The organism is Flavobacterium piscis (genome assembly GCF_001686925.1).
Lineage (GTDB): Bacteria > Bacteroidota > Bacteroidia > Flavobacteriales > Flavobacteriaceae > Flavobacterium > Flavobacterium piscis.
Genome location: NZ_LVEN01000006.1, coordinates 1 through 14,854 on the forward strand (window position 1 = coordinate 1; position 14,854 = coordinate 14,854).

Consider the following 14,854-nt stretch of genomic DNA (forward strand, 5'->3'; position numbering starts at 1 on the left):
TGGCGATATAAGTCTGTCACTATGAAACTCTGTAGGAAAAACACGGCCCCATGATTCTGAAGCTTTTTTTCTTAGTAGTTCGCCACGGCGAAGACTCGAACCTGTGTCCGCCGCGGCGGATATAAGTCCGGCGAGCTGAAATTTATCCATAAAAAAAGCTCCAGATTTCTCTGAAGCTTTTTCTCTTAGTAGTTCGCCACGGCGAAGACTCGAACCTGTGTCCGCCGCGGCGGATATAAGTCCGGCGAGCTGAAATTTATTCCATAAAAAAAGCTCCAGATTTCTCTGAAGCTTTTTCTCTTAGTAGCGGGAACAGGACTCGAACCTGTGACCTTCGGGTTATGAGCCCGACGAGCTGCCTACTGCTCTATCCCGCGATGTTTCGGGTGCAAAGATACGCCGATTTTTAAGAAATCCAACGAAAACTTTAAAAAATGTTTTATTTTCTGTATTGAGTTGATATGACTACCTTTGCAAATTAAATAATACACAAATGTCACATAAAGCAGGTTTTGTAAACATCATCGGGAATCCAAACGTTGGAAAATCAACATTGATGAACGCCTTTGTTGGAGAAAGATTATCTATCATTACATCAAAAGCACAAACAACTCGTCATCGTATTCTGGGAATCGTGAATGGCGAGGACTTTCAACTTATATTATCGGATACTCCCGGAATCATCAAACCCGCTTATGAAATGCAGGAATCGATGATGAACTTTGTAAAATCGGCTTTTGAAGATGCTGATATACTAGTTTACATGGTCGAAATAGGAGAGCAGGACTTAAAAGACGAGGCTTTCTTTAATAAAATAATTCATGCTAAAATTCCGGTTTTGTTATTGTTGAATAAAATCGACAACTCAAATCAGGAACAATTAGAAGAGCAAGTAGCATTCTGGACTGCAAAAGTACCAAATGCTGAAATTTTCCCAATCTCGGCTTTACAGAATTTTAATGTACCCGAAGTTTTTGGCAGAATCATCGAATTGTTGCCAGAATCACCAGCATATTATCCAAAAGATCAATTAACAGACAAACCGGAACGTTTTTTCGTAAACGAAACCATCCGTGAAAAAATCTTGTTGAATTACAGCAAAGAGATTCCGTACGCGGTTGAAATCGTAACGGAAGAATTTTTTGAAGATGAAAAAATTATCAGAATCCGTTCGATCATTATGGTTGAACGCGAAACTCAAAAAGGAATCATTATTGGACATAAAGGTGCGGCTTTGAAAAAAGTAGGAACCGATGCTCGTGCTGATTTAGAAAAGTTCTTCGGGAAACAAATACATATTGAACTGGTTGTAAAAGTGAATAAAAACTGGAGAAGCAATGCCAATATGCTGAAACGTTTTGGATATAATCAATAATTTTTTCTAAACGCCAGATCATAATTTATGCAAGTTTCAACGAAGTATTCAATACCAATATGTTTGGGACTTATAGTGATTGTGGGTTTGGCACGTCTTTTTGGTACAGAAGAGAAAGCAATTCCCTCTAAACCTGTAATCAAAAAAACGGAAACTATTGTAGAGAAAGATTCTGTAGCTTTAGATACAACGGCTTGTTCTGATCAAGAGGTGAGATTGTTTTTAAGCGAATTTATAAAGCAATTCCAGACCAATAAGGCTTCGAATATTAATAAGTTCATTGATAAATCTAACGGATTGGCCATATTTGTGAAAGATGGCTATTATCCTATTTTGAGCTTTCCTAATAAAATTGATGACTGGATTGAATGGTTTGATTTTAAAATCTATGAGAATATAGAATTCGGAAAATTTCCTGAATATCTGGGAGATGGCGAATTTAAAAAGACAGGTTTTTATTATGTGAAATACCAAAATAAATTCCGTTTGGATGATTTTGAAGATACTTATAGTAATCGGTCAGATGAAGATAAAAAGCCATTTCGAAAGCTCGAAAAGTTGTGCAATTACAGAGCCGATGTAATGTCGATAGATAAAAGCAGGGTTTTGACATTGTATTTTAGTATTTCTAAAAATAATAAATATTTGGTTGGAATTACTCAGGATGCTGTAGGTGATGTTTTGTATACCGCTCCGGAAAAAGAGTTTGTACCAATAGATACAGAAAAGCAAGTCGAGGCATTTTTATCGAATAACAGAAGGTTTTGTGATGTAGAGAATAAGGCATATGTTGATTTTGATAAAAAAGAGCTTGTGTATTGGGATTTTGGTGATGAGCCTTTTCCTTTTAGTCATTATAAAATAGGTCCTTTAAATATTATTTCGGCTAAGATCAAAATTCGCGATATTAAATTTTTTAATGTAAAGGAAGACGATGGATTAACTTTAAAATTATCCAATAAAGGCGATTTTAGTTCTTACAGAATGGGAGCGAGACCACAATATATTTATGAAAAGTGTAAATAATTAAAAAATACTTATCTGAAAATTAAGAAGTTGAATTTTTCTGGAGGTGATCAAAACAGATGTTATTTTTAATGTTGACTGAATTTCTTAATCCCCCGAAACCGTAGCCCTGATAGAAGTGGAAATCCTCTTGCTGTCTGCTGCCAGCCAGGAAAAGATTGAAACGGATAGCAGGAAACAGCTCCCGAAAATAACAAGAATAACAATAAAAATCTTAGGTACTTAGAAACTTAGCGACTTAGTCACTTTTTTAACTACCTTTGCAAAAAATTAAAATTAAGCATTTTGGATTACAAGGGATTAGGTTTTTAGGGAACTAAAAATCTGAAGTCTAAAATCTAAAATCTAAAATTCAAAGAAATGAATAACATTGTTGCGATAGTAGGAAGACCTAATGTAGGGAAATCAACCCTTTTTAATAGGCTGATACAAAGAAGAGAAGCTATTGTAGATTCTGTATCTGGGGTTACCCGTGATAGAAACTATGGTAAAAGCGAGTGGAACGGAAAAGAGTTTTCTGTAATTGATACCGGTGGATACGTTCGTGGATCTGATGACGTATTTGAAGGTGAAATTCGTAAACAAGTGGAGCTTGCTATCGACGAAGCTGATGTTATTATTTTTGTAGTTGATGTTGAGGAAGGTATTACACCAATGGATGATGTTGTTGCGCGCTTATTGCGTAAAGTGACAAAACCAGTTTTATTGGCTGTAAATAAGGTAGATAACGCAATGCGTGAGAAAGATGCAATTGAGTTTTATAACCTTGGTTTAGGTGAATATTTTACGTTTGCAAGTATATCGGGAAGTGGAACAGGAGATTTATTAGATGCTTTAATTGACTCTTTTCCAGAAAAACCGGAACCAGTTCAGGAAGAAGTAGTTTTACCTCGTTTTGCTGTTGTAGGACGCCCGAATGCTGGTAAATCAAGCTTTATCAATGCACTTATTGGTAAAGAACGTTTTATGGTAACGGATATTGCAGGAACAACTCGTGATGCAATTGATACAAAATTTGACCGTTTTGGTTTCGAATTTAACTTGGTTGATACTGCGGGAATCCGTCGTAAAGCTAAAGTAAAAGAAGATTTGGAGTTTTATTCTGTAATGCGTTCTGTACGTGCGATTGAGCATGCTGATATTTGTATTTTGGTTATTGATGCAACCCGTGGATTTGAAGGTCAGGATCAAAGTATTTTTTGGCTGGCAGAGAAAAACCGTAAAGGTGTTGTAATCTTAGTGAACAAATGGGATTTGGTTGAAAAAGATACCATGTCGACTCGTGATTACGAAGAGAAAATCAAAAAAGAATTAATGCCTTTTACCGATGTGCCAATTTTGTTCGTTTCGGCTTTAACGAAACAACGTTTATTGAAAGCATTAGAAGCTACGGTTACAGTTTTTGAAAACAGAAAGCAAAGAATCCCAACTTCTAAATTCAACGAATTTATGTTGAAGGTAATCGAAGCTTATCCGCCACCAGCAACAAAAGGTAAATATGTAAAAATTAAATATTGTATGCAGTTGCCAACTTTAACACCTCAGTTTGTGTTTTTTGCCAATATGCCACAATACGTTAAAGAACCGTATAAAAGATATCTTGAAAATAAAATTAGAGAAAATTGGGACTTTTCTGGAGTGCCGATCGATATTTATATTAGAGAAAAATAAAAGTAAAAGTCCTCAGAAATGGGGACTTTTTTTATGTATTTATATTACTCCTATTATTTTTATTAGGTTTAATGGCATACTGTTTGCGTAAATGTTGAACTTACAATTAAACCTTTTGACTCTATTTGGGTCTTACTATTTCTAACCAACCATTTTATGACCAAAATTTATTATTTTCTAATTTTTTCTCTTTTTTGTTATTCGGCAAGTGCCCAGAATGAAATTGTCCTTAAAGGAACCGTTGTTGATATTAATACGCAATTGCCGCTGGAATTAGCAACCGTTTATTTTACAACCGTAAAAGATTCTACCGTAATCGAATATGCTACAACCGATAAAAATGGGGCTTTTAGTATCAAAACTAAAAAATACGATAAGCCTATTTTTCTAAAGGTAAATTATATGGGTTATCAACCCTATTTTGAGGAAGAAAAAGGGCTTCTTGAAAGTAAAGACTTTGGTAAGTTATATTTATTGGAAGCTGCAAACGCTTTAGATAATGTGGTTATAAAAAGTGAAGCTCCGCCCATTACGATTAAAAAAGATACGCTGGAGTTTAATGCCGCTTCTTATAAAGTAAGACCGGATTCGAATGTAGAAACTTTACTGAAACAATTGCCTGGTTTTGATGTAGGTACAGATGGTAAGGTTACTGTAAACGGTCGCGAAGTAAATCAGGTTTTGGTAAACGGAAAAACATTTTTTGATAAAGATGGTGCCATTGCGTTGAAGAATTTACCTGCGGAAATTATCAAAAAAATTCAGGTTTCGGATTTTAAAACCAAGAAAGAAGAACTTTCTAAACAAGAATCAACTTCGGATTATTCGAGTATAAATATCACAATTGACGAAAAGAAAAATAAAGGTTATTTCGGGAAAATTCTTGGAGGATATGGCTCCGATGATCGTTATGAAAGCAGTCTTTTGCTGAATTATTTCAACAATAAGCAAAAGATAAGTGTTTTGGCTTCATCGAATAATATCAATTCGACAGGCTTTGCAATGGATGAGGTATTTGATAATATGGGAGGCGGCCGAAATGCGAAAGGCAACAGTGGCGGCGGCGGCAGTTCAGGAAGTGGTAAAGGTATCACGCAATCGAATTTAGTAGGACTTAATTATTCTGATGACTGGTCAGAAAAATTGATGGCAATGGGAAGTTATAATTTTTCGAATTCGATTAACAATAACGATAGTAAATCTGATCAGGTTAGTTTTTTACCAACCGGAAATATTGCCACTTCATCTGATTCTAAGACAAGAAATGAAAATACAGGAAATAACGTCAATTTTGAATTAGAATATAAAATTGATCCCACAACGAGATTGGTTGTGGTACCAAAATTCAATCAATCCCGTTCGAATAGTAATTCGGCTTCGTCTAGTTTTTCTGAGGATGAAAACGGAGAAGCTTTGAATGAAAGTACCGCTAAATCATATTCAGAAAGTGATAATACTACTTTTGGCAACACGATCAACTTCAATAAAGCTTTTAAGAAAAAGGCTCGTAATTTTAGTATTGTTTTTGATAATAACAATGCCAAAACAGATGCTGAGGCTTTGAATCTTTCTCAGACTATTTTTTATAAGGATGCTAAGCCAAATGATGATCGTAATCAGAAAAGTAATAACAAAAATACTACTGATAATTATTCTCTTGAACTTGAATATACAGAGCCTGTAACAGATTCATTGAGAATACGATTTGGGTCTGATTTTGACTGGAACAAAGATATGAAAGACATAAAAACATTCGATTTTGATGCTGCATCGCAATCTTATTCTGCTTTAAATGATTCCTTGACGAATTATACTACTTCAAAGCAAAATTCTTTTAGTCCGAAAGTTGGAATTACCTGGCAGAAAAGTAAATATACGGTTAATTTGAATTCGAGAACTTCCATTGTAGAGTTTGATAATCATTCCTTATATCTTAATAACGCAACCGATTTAAACAAGCGATATGCATTGCCATACGGAGATTTTCAGGTTAGGTATAAGTTTAGCCGTTCAAAGAATTTGTCATTCAAATACGATTATTCAAATGCACTTCCTTCAGCGGTTCAATTAATGCCGGTTTTAAATTTAACCAATCCATTAAATACCATTACAGGAAATCCTGATTTGAAGCCTATCGAAAAAAACAGCGCTAATTTTAGTTTTAGAAATTACGATTTCCGTACGCGTTCCGGTTACAGTTTGTATGTAAAAGGAGATTATTATAATAACGATGTGGTTTCGACTTCTATTTATGATGATAGCGGAAAAAGAACTACTACTTATGTAAATATTTCGGGAACTTATATGGCATCGATTGGCGGAAACTGGAATCAATCAATAAAAAGAGACGCTCATGTTTTACGATATGGTTTTGGGTTAAACGGGAGTTATTCTTTTGATAAAGGTTTTACCAATGCTATTTTATATAATGCAAAATCTACCGCAATAACGCCAAAAGTAAACCTTACTTATGAATACGGAGAACTTCTTATTATTTCGCCATCATATAGTTTGTCGTACAATCAGACTGATTATGAGAATTCTTCAAGAGATGCCAGTTCGAATGTAGTGCACAGAATCAATTTACAAACAACAAGTTACTGGCCGGAAAATTTAATTTTCGGAAATGACTTTGGATATACTTACAATTCCAGTATTTCGAGCAACTTCAAAAAAGATTTTTATTTATGGAACACCAGTTTGTCTTATGGATTTTTTGATAAAAAAGTCTATGCTAAAGTAAAAGTTTACGATGTTTTAAATCAAAATCAAAGTGCTACCAGAACGATTTCGGCAACCTCTATTCGTGATGAAGAGAATACTGTACTGAAACGTTATGTAATGTTCTCTGTAAGTTATAAAATAGGAAATTTTGCAGGTGCTGAAAAAGGAGGGAAGAGAAGACAGAGAATGGATTAATAAAGGTTCAAAGTTATAAAGTGACAGAGGTTCAAAGGTTTTAACGTAGAGACGCACAGCAGTGCGTCTTTTTTTTGCCCAAAGATTTGCTTCGCCTGAGTTTTTTATTGGAATTTGGAATTTTTATATTGGAATTTTATTTTCTAAATCCTCGGTTTCCTATTTATTCTATGATAAACGGTAAATCTGATAATATCACGATCATAAAAATCAACACCACTGGAACGTCTTTGAAAACTTTTAAGATAGCCTACTTCCAAGCCAATATTAGGATCGAATTGATAACGTAATGCAGCATAAATTCGGTTTTGATCGAAAGTATTTCTTTTATTGTCTTTTCCAAAATTGAACATCACTTCATCAGAAATGGTTCCTTTTAAGCTTTGTTTTTCTTTTTTCCAAAGATCAAATGTTGCTTGTAATCTGTATCTAAATCGATATGCAAAAGAAAAATCATCCAGTAATTCGGTTTTGTTGGCTTTCTGAATAAAACGTTCTTCGAGCTGGAAACGGTTATGAAAAGTGATTTTGGCAATATCATTGATGAAAGTAGCATCTTGCTGAATTCGGTATTCAGGAACAGAATAATCAGGATCAATGTGAGGGTCTTGTGTGTTCACATTAAAATAAGCAAAACCGCCGCCTAAATCTATGTTTTTATGAATGCGATATCTTCCCTGAATTCTTAGAACAAATAAATTTTCATGAACAGGATTCAAAAAACTCCTGTTGTCAATCTCAGAATGTATGGCCCATTTTTCAGTAACAGGCAAAATATTGTAATATCTTATCCACGTTAAGGTTTGCTGATCTGTCTTTTTCAGACTTTGTGCTGATAAAAGAGGGCTTATTAATCCTGCTAAAAGTAGTAATTTTAGAACTTTCATTCAATCTATATAATTCGAGGTTGCGAATATATACAAATCAGAATAGATGTGTAGAAGAATAAAACTTGTTTTAAATGCAATTTTGTGATTTCATTTCATAAAAAAACGAGATAGATTTAAAAACCTATCTCGTTTCGTGTATGTAAAATTAACTAATTGTGTTACAATGAATATTTCAATGTTACGCCGTAAGTTCTTTGATCACCAATTACACCAGCATATTGTCCTGTGTTTCCACCCGCAGGTAATAATTGTTCGTAGTAATCTTTATTTAAAAGGTTACGTCCCCAGAATTGAACAGATAAACCTTGCGACGCACGGAAACCAATACGTGCATTAAAAATAGCATAACCTGGAACTACTAAAAATTTTGAAGCTGAAGGGCTTGATGAAAATTCAGAACGAGCGTAAGAATCTAATGCGATGAAAGCTTTTCCTGCGTTTCCGAAGAATTTTGCTTGGTTAGAAAATTCACCACCCAAAGATCCTGCCCATCTTGAAGCACCAGGTAAATCAGTTCCTGAAACATCTTTGAAGGCTACAGGAGCTCCTGTTTCTTCTAAAGGAAGTGGTGCGTTTGTAAATTTAACATATGTACCTTCTGTATACGTAGCAGCACCATTTATAGTCCAATGTTGGTTGATAACAAAGCTTGCATCCAATTCAGCACCTCTTACACGTACTTTATCAGCATTGGCAAGGTATCCACGGTTTACTCCCAATTCAGCTGCCTGAACGTTGGTTTGAAAATCGTTGATCTCTGTATTAAAGAAAGCAAGGTTAAATACTGAATTTCTAAACGGTGAAGTTTTTACACCTATTTCGTAATGGTTTACTTTTTCCGGTTTAATCACGGCAAGATCTAATAAAGGATCGCCTTTTGAATCAGTTGGAAGTCCGGCTACGTTTACACCAACCGGTTTGTAACTTTTTGCATAAGTAGCATAAGCATTGATTTTGTCCGAAGCTTTAAAAGTCAATGTTATGTTTCCTGAAAAGTCAGTGTTGTCAGTACTAGAGTCAAATGCCTGATCAGAATAAACTAATTTTTTCAAAGCTAATAATGCCGGATCAGTAGTTTGCAAACCTCCGTATGTTGTACGGGAATAATGAGCGTCTTTTTTGTCAAAATTATATCTCAAACCTGGTAAAACATGCAGTCGATCTGTAATAGCCCAGTCAATTTGGCCAAATACTGCTGCACTTGATGCTCTTATGTTTGCATCAGTTTTAATTCCGTATCCTTCAAAAAGTCCCGGAGTTTTCCATAAAGCGCTGGTTGTACTTTGCGCAAATCTCCACTGTGCATTACCGGATTCTTCGGTACCATCTGTTTGAGAGGTTTGATCGATAAAAAACACCCCTACAACACCGCTAATTTTTTCTGTAAGCTGACCTGCGTAACGAACTTCTTGTGTAAATTGTGTTTGTCTTGTTGGATTTTGAGATAATGCCAATACTTGTAATCCTGTAAAATCCCTGTCATTTGATGGATCCCAGTTCCAAAATCTCCACGCTGTTGTTGAAGTAAGTGTTCCTGAACCAATTTTGGTATCGATGTTAAGGGAAATACCTCCCATATCCTGTCCTGAACGCCATGGCGTATCATGATCTATTTTACGGTCAAATGCATTCAAGCTTGGCAATTGGTAATTTAAATCTTTAATAATAGCATCAAACTGGCGATAAGCAGCTCTTTGAGTAGGCGCAACACCTGCAACAACTTGTGCGTATCCATCAGGACGTTGCGTTGTAATATCTGCAGCCAATATAATATTAGTATTTACTGTTGGAGTCCAAAGTAACTGACCTCTAATTCCCTGATTGTTTAAAGTGTTTGTAGGTCTTCCTGTAGCAACATTATCAATAAGACCGTCACGTTGTGTACCGGAGAAAGATAAACGACCTGCGACTTTTTTTCCTAAAGCTCCCGTAACAGACGCTTTAGCTTGAAGGAAATTATAGTTTCCGTAGCTCACTTCAAAATCAGCTCCTGAAGTAAAACTTGGTTTACGGGTTGTGATGTTAAATGCCCCTGATGTTGTATTTTTTCCAAACAAAGATCCTTGTGGTCCACGTAATACTTCAATTTGTTCTACATCGATAAAATCAAGAGTTGTCGCAGCCGGACGTGCATAATAAACACCGTCTACATAAAAACCAACTCCAGGATCAATTCCGTCATTGGTAAGTCCAAAAGGAGAACCAAGACTACGAATGTTAATTCCGGTATTTCTAGGGTTAGAAGAATACAATTGTACTGAAGGAACCAATTCTTTAATACGGTTCACGTTAAAAGCTCCTGTTTGTTCTGCTTGTTTACCGGTGATAACAGAGATCGCAATGGGCACATCCTGAACTTTTTCTATTCTGCGTCGTGAAGAAACTACAACTTCTATAAGTTCATTTTCTTCTTTAAGTGTGATTTGTAATGGAGCAGTTGGTAAATCAGTAAGTTCTATTTCGGTAGTTTTGTAACCTACATATTGAACTAAAATTGTTATAGGAAGTTTTCCTTTGCTGTTGATTGTAAATCTTCCTTCGCTGTCTGTAGTGGTATTGGTTGTTGTTCCTTTAACAACAATGTTAACAGCTTCAAGTGGTGTGTTTTCGCTGGTTTTAACTACACCTTCAATGTTTTGTGCAAATGATGTTGAGAAAATTAAAAAGGATAATAGGGTAAGTATATTTTTTATAGAATTTTTCATTTTATATTAAGTATATGTGATTAGTAGAATTTAAATTAAATTTTTTTTATCAGCACATACACATCATAGAAGAATTGTTTTTCACATTAGTGAATTGAATATTCTGGTTTCTTTGCAAAAGAGTTTTTGATACACCTGATCGATTGTAATTTACTTTCATAGGGTTTAAAATTTGTAAATGGTTGTCGGTTTTTTTGCAAATATATGTAAATTCTATAGATTTACTAGGAATTAGAAAATATTTTTTTATTTCTTTACAAGTGAGGCGATTGTTATGCCTTGCATTGCCTTAAGAGTTTCATCCCGAATGATCATTAGACCATGTCTTAGACTGCATTCTTCCTCAGTTTTACAATCTGAGCATGGTTCGTAAAAATTTAACGAAGCACATGGTAAGAGCGCAATTGCACCATCAAATAAACGGTGAATTTCTGCCAAAGTAATATCGTATTTGGAGCGTATCAAATAATATCCGCCAAATTTCCCTTGCTTACTACTCACAAAACGTCCTCGTTTTAGATCCAATAAAATTTGTTCTAAAAACTTTTTAGGAATATTGGCGCCATCAGCAATTTCTATTGTTCTGGAAATGTGATTTTCGTCTTGTTCTGCTAAATAAAGTAAGGCCTTAAGGGCGTATTTTGCTTTATGTGATAACATCTATATTGAATTATTAATTGTAAATTATAAATTTTTAAAACTGAAAACTGTCACTGCAAACTGTGACTTTGTTTTCTACCAGCCTCCGCTAGAACCTCCACCGGAGAATCCGCCGCCGCCAAAACCTCCGCCAAAGCCGCCACCGCCGCCAGATGAACCTCCGCCAAAGCCTCCAAAACCGCCTCCGCCACTTCTTCCAAGACTGCTTAAAAGAATTACATCCATCAGACTAGGGCCTCCGCCGCTATTATTGCCTGAATTTCCTCCACCGCCTTTATTACGCGCCAGTAAAATTAATACAATTACAACAATAACAATGAATGGCAATATCGGAAAATCATTTCCTTTGGCTTTATTCTGTTTTCTTTCTCCTTTGTATTTTCCTTTAAAAACATCAAAAAGAGCATCGGCGCCTTTATCAAGTCCACGGTAATAACTTCCGGCTTTAAATTCTGGAACAATTATATAATCAATAATTTGCCCCCCAATTGCTGCTGTTAATCTATCTTCCAGTCCATAACCAGGATTAATGGCTATTCTTCTTTCAGCTTTAGCAACTAAAATTACAACACCATTATCATCTTTGGCTGTTCCTCCAATTCCCCATTTCTGTCCCCAATTTGTAGCTAATTGATTTATGTTTTCATTTTTCAAACTTTCAATTGTAATAACTACAATTTGTGTAGTAGTAGAATCTGAGTACCGAATTAGTTTTTCTTCCAGCTGTGTTTTTTCAGAGGCGCTTAAAACATTCGCATAATCATAAACTGAAGTCTGCAAAGTTGGTTTTTCCGGAATTGTAAATTGTGCAAAAATACAATTGGTAGTAAAAAAAGCGATGAACAAAAAGGTAAACTGAAAAAGTCCTTTTGAATAAGATATTTTGTTTTTGGAAATTTTCATTATTTATCCTTTTGAGATTTCGTTTGATAATTCATTAGTGTCACCTTCAGACCACGGAAAGTATTTTTTTAATTGTTCGCCGGCATTCAAAATACCATCGACAATACCTTGTTTAAAGTTTCCTGACTTAAATTGGCTGATCATGGCATCTTTGGTACAATCCCAAAAATCTGCTGCAACAAGATCATTTATGCCTTTGTCTCCACAAATAGCAAATGTTTTATCTGCTACGGCAAAGTAAAATAAAACCCCGTTTTGTTGTTGGGTTTCATTCATTTTTAATTCATGAAAAACTTCCAAAGCCCTGTCAAAAGGAACTTTGGAAGTTGTTTGTTCTATATGTACTCTAATCTCGCCAGAAGTATTTTTTTCAGCCACGCGAATAGCTTCAACAATGGTTAATTCTTCTTCTTTGGATAAAAAATCTTCTACTTTTGACATCGAAAATGAGTTTTTAAATTAAGATTAACGTTTCTCTAATTCCAGAATTATTTCATCCGAAATTAAAAAAACGTTAATCAAAAATATGAATCTTTTTTAGAATTTTACTTCAACTGGTTTTTCAGCTCCTGTAGATGCTTCAAAATATGGTTTTTCTTTAAGGCCATATAAGCCAGCTAATATATTTCTTGGAAAAGTATTGATGTTGTTGTTGTAAGGTTTAACAGCTTCATTAAAACGAGTTCTTGCCGTTAAAATTTGATTCTCTGTACTAGTTAATTCTCTTTGTAAATCTATAAAATTCTGATTTGCTTTCAAATCTGGATATTGTTCAACACTCACCAAAAGCTTGGATAAAGAAGAAGATACTCCTGATTGTGCTGAATTGAATGCTGCTAATTGTTCTGGAGTAACGTTTGATGGGTCAATCGTAATTCCTGTGGCTTTAGCACGAGCTTCAATTACTGCAGTTAAAGTGCTTTTTTCATGTTCAGCGTATCCTTTAACTGTACTAACTAAATTAGGGATAAGATCATTTCTCCTTTGATAAGCAGTGTTGACATTTCCCCAACTTTCTTTCACGTCTTGGTCAAGTGTTACTGCTGTGTTATAAATGCCACTTGCCCAGCTATATAATCCAATAACTATTACAGCTACAACTCCAAGAATTATTAATCCTTTCTTCATGTTTACTTTAATTTAAGTTTATTTATAAAATTATTTTTAATTACAATTCGTTTTTGATTTCGTTTAATTGTGTTTTTATGGTCTCTAATTTACGTATTATTTCGAATTTATCTAATGTTTTCTTTTGACCCTCTTTCAGGTGTGTTCTGGCGCCATCTAAGGTAAAACCTCTTTCTTTAACCAAATGATAAATCAGTTGCAGGTTGGTAATATCTTCGGGCGTAAACATTCTATTGCCTTTAGCGTTCTTTTTAGGTTTTAAAATATCGAATTCGCTATCCCAAAACCGTATCAATGATGCATTGACATTAAAGGCTTTGGCCACTTCGCCAATGCTATAATACCTTTTATCTTTTGAAAGCTCAATATGCATGTTTTTTTAATTTTCTATTTTAATTTCAAAAATACTACTTTTTCGAGGATTAATCTAATGACTGATTTTCCTGGTTGGCCATTTGTGAAATTGCAACGTATTCTGCAGCCGAAATATTTCCGTAATAAAAATTCAAAGGGTTCACGACTTTTCCGTCTTTATGCACTTCATAGTGACAATGTGGCCCTTCAGATCTTCCTGTACTTCCTACATATCCAATAACATCTCCACGTTTGACATGTTGTCCGGCTCTGCAATTGTATTTGCTTAAATGCGCATACAAACTTTCATATCCAAAACCATGCCTGATCACAACATGATTTCCAAACCCCGAAGCAGAGGCATCGGCTCTTTCTACAACGCCATCGCCTGTGGCATAAACGGGTGAGCCTGTATTGGCGGTGAAATCCATTCCGTTATGCATTTTTCGCACTTTCGTGAAAGGGTCAGTTCTGTAACCAAAACCGGAAGCCATTCGTTTTAAATTTTCATTCCTGACAGGCTGAATGGCAGGAATTGCCAATAACAGATTTCCTTTTGTACTCGCCAATTTCAAAATTTCATCTAATGATTTCGACTGAATGGCCAATTCTTTTGATAATCTGTCAATTCTTTTTGTGGTGTTTAATACCAGTTGCGAATTGTTATAACCTTCTAAATCTTTGTAACGTTTAGGATCTCTAAAACCTGCTTTCCTGATAGAATCCGGAATTTCGGTTTTATTAAAATAAACCCTGTATATATTGTTGTCCCTGTTTTCTAATGCCTCAGTTACATCATCAATTTCATCCATTTTTTTGTTTAAAATCGCATATTGCAATTTCAAATTCTCGATTTCACGTGCTTGTAAACGATCTTTTGGGGTTTCAAAATAAGGGGTATTAATTAATAGTACAAAAACTAAAAAACCAAATAACGCGGAAGCCAGCAAAAACAGTAATGCGTAACCGATTTTGATTCTTTTTCTGGTTTTTATTTTCGTATAAGCCAGATTTTCTGAGTCGTAATAATATTTTACTTTCGCCATATTTTAAAATACCCTATTTTTGCAGCTTGTAAAATAAGTTAGTCGAACAAATTTAATAAATGTTTCATTTGTTCCCAGCTTTTTTTCAAGAATAAAATAGAATTAGATAATGTGTCAATTTGATAATTAGATAATGTTTTTAGCGTGGAATTTATTGTTTTGAGCGGTAAATTTCTA

12 protein-coding genes and 1 tRNA gene are annotated in these 14,854 nt (G+C 34.8%); 4 read left to right on the forward strand and 9 right to left on the reverse strand.

Annotation, left to right across the window (positions count from 1 at the left end):
* Positions 1-304: 304 nt before the first annotated feature.
* Positions 305-377, reverse strand: a tRNA-Met gene (locus FLP_RS04265).
* Positions 378-493: 116 nt separating this feature from the next.
* Here FLP_RS04265 and era point away from each other — a divergent pair.
* From era to FLP_RS04285, 4 genes are all read left to right on the forward strand, one after another.
* On the forward strand, positions 494-1,375 hold the full coding sequence (gene era, locus FLP_RS04270; RefSeq protein ID WP_056194996.1) for a GTPase Era: 882 nt from the start codon (positions 494-496) through the stop codon (positions 1,373-1,375).
* 63 nt (positions 1,376-1,438) lie between these two features.
* Positions 1,439-2,401, forward strand: coding sequence for a hypothetical protein (locus FLP_RS04275; RefSeq protein WP_123921645.1), 963 nt, complete (start codon positions 1,439-1,441; stop codon positions 2,399-2,401).
* Positions 2,402-2,761: 360 nt separating this feature from the next.
* Positions 2,762-4,072: a ribosome biogenesis GTPase Der gene (gene der / locus FLP_RS04280; RefSeq protein ID WP_065448301.1), complete on the forward strand. Its 1,311-nt coding sequence runs from the start codon at positions 2,762-2,764 to the stop codon at positions 4,070-4,072.
* A 156-nt stretch (positions 4,073-4,228) separates the two neighbouring features.
* Positions 4,229-6,991, forward strand: coding sequence for an outer membrane beta-barrel protein (locus FLP_RS04285; RefSeq protein WP_065448302.1), 2,763 nt, complete (start codon positions 4,229-4,231; stop codon positions 6,989-6,991).
* 143 nt (positions 6,992-7,134) lie between these two features.
* On the opposite strand, the gene FLP_RS04290 is transcribed toward FLP_RS04285, so the two are convergent.
* The 8 genes from FLP_RS04290 to FLP_RS04325 form a co-directional block, all read right to left on the reverse strand.
* Positions 7,135-7,878, reverse strand: coding sequence for a DUF2490 domain-containing protein (locus tag FLP_RS04290; RefSeq protein ID WP_065448303.1), 744 nt, complete (start codon positions 7,876-7,878; stop codon positions 7,135-7,137).
* 161 nt (positions 7,879-8,039) lie between these two features.
* Complete coding sequence (locus FLP_RS04295) at positions 8,040-10,586, reverse strand: TonB-dependent receptor (RefSeq protein ID WP_065448304.1); 2,547 nt, start codon at positions 10,584-10,586, stop codon at positions 8,040-8,042.
* A 246-nt stretch (positions 10,587-10,832) separates the two neighbouring features.
* The gene (locus FLP_RS04300) at positions 10,833-11,246 is read right to left on the reverse strand and encodes an RrF2 family transcriptional regulator (protein WP_065448305.1); all 414 of its coding nucleotides are present in this window, start codon (positions 11,244-11,246) and stop codon (positions 10,833-10,835) included.
* Between the two features lie 75 nt (positions 11,247-11,321).
* Positions 11,322-12,149, reverse strand: coding sequence for a TPM domain-containing protein (locus FLP_RS04305; protein ID WP_065448306.1), 828 nt, complete (start codon positions 12,147-12,149; stop codon positions 11,322-11,324).
* A 3-nt stretch (positions 12,150-12,152) separates the two neighbouring features.
* Positions 12,153-12,590: a TPM domain-containing protein gene (locus FLP_RS04310; protein WP_065448307.1), complete on the reverse strand. Its 438-nt coding sequence runs from the start codon at positions 12,588-12,590 to the stop codon at positions 12,153-12,155.
* Positions 12,591-12,686: 96 nt separating this feature from the next.
* Positions 12,687-13,277: a LemA family protein gene (locus tag FLP_RS04315; protein ID WP_065448308.1), complete on the reverse strand. Its 591-nt coding sequence runs from the start codon at positions 13,275-13,277 to the stop codon at positions 12,687-12,689.
* A 40-nt stretch (positions 13,278-13,317) separates the two neighbouring features.
* Positions 13,318-13,650, reverse strand: a complete 333-nt coding sequence (locus FLP_RS04320) for a MerR family transcriptional regulator (protein WP_055094707.1) — start codon at positions 13,648-13,650, stop codon at positions 13,318-13,320.
* A gap of 49 nt (positions 13,651-13,699) precedes the next feature.
* Entirely contained in the window at positions 13,700-14,677 is a 978-nt protein-coding gene (locus tag FLP_RS04325) for a peptidoglycan DD-metalloendopeptidase family protein (RefSeq protein WP_065448309.1), read from the reverse strand.
* Positions 14,678-14,854 lie beyond the last annotated feature (177 nt).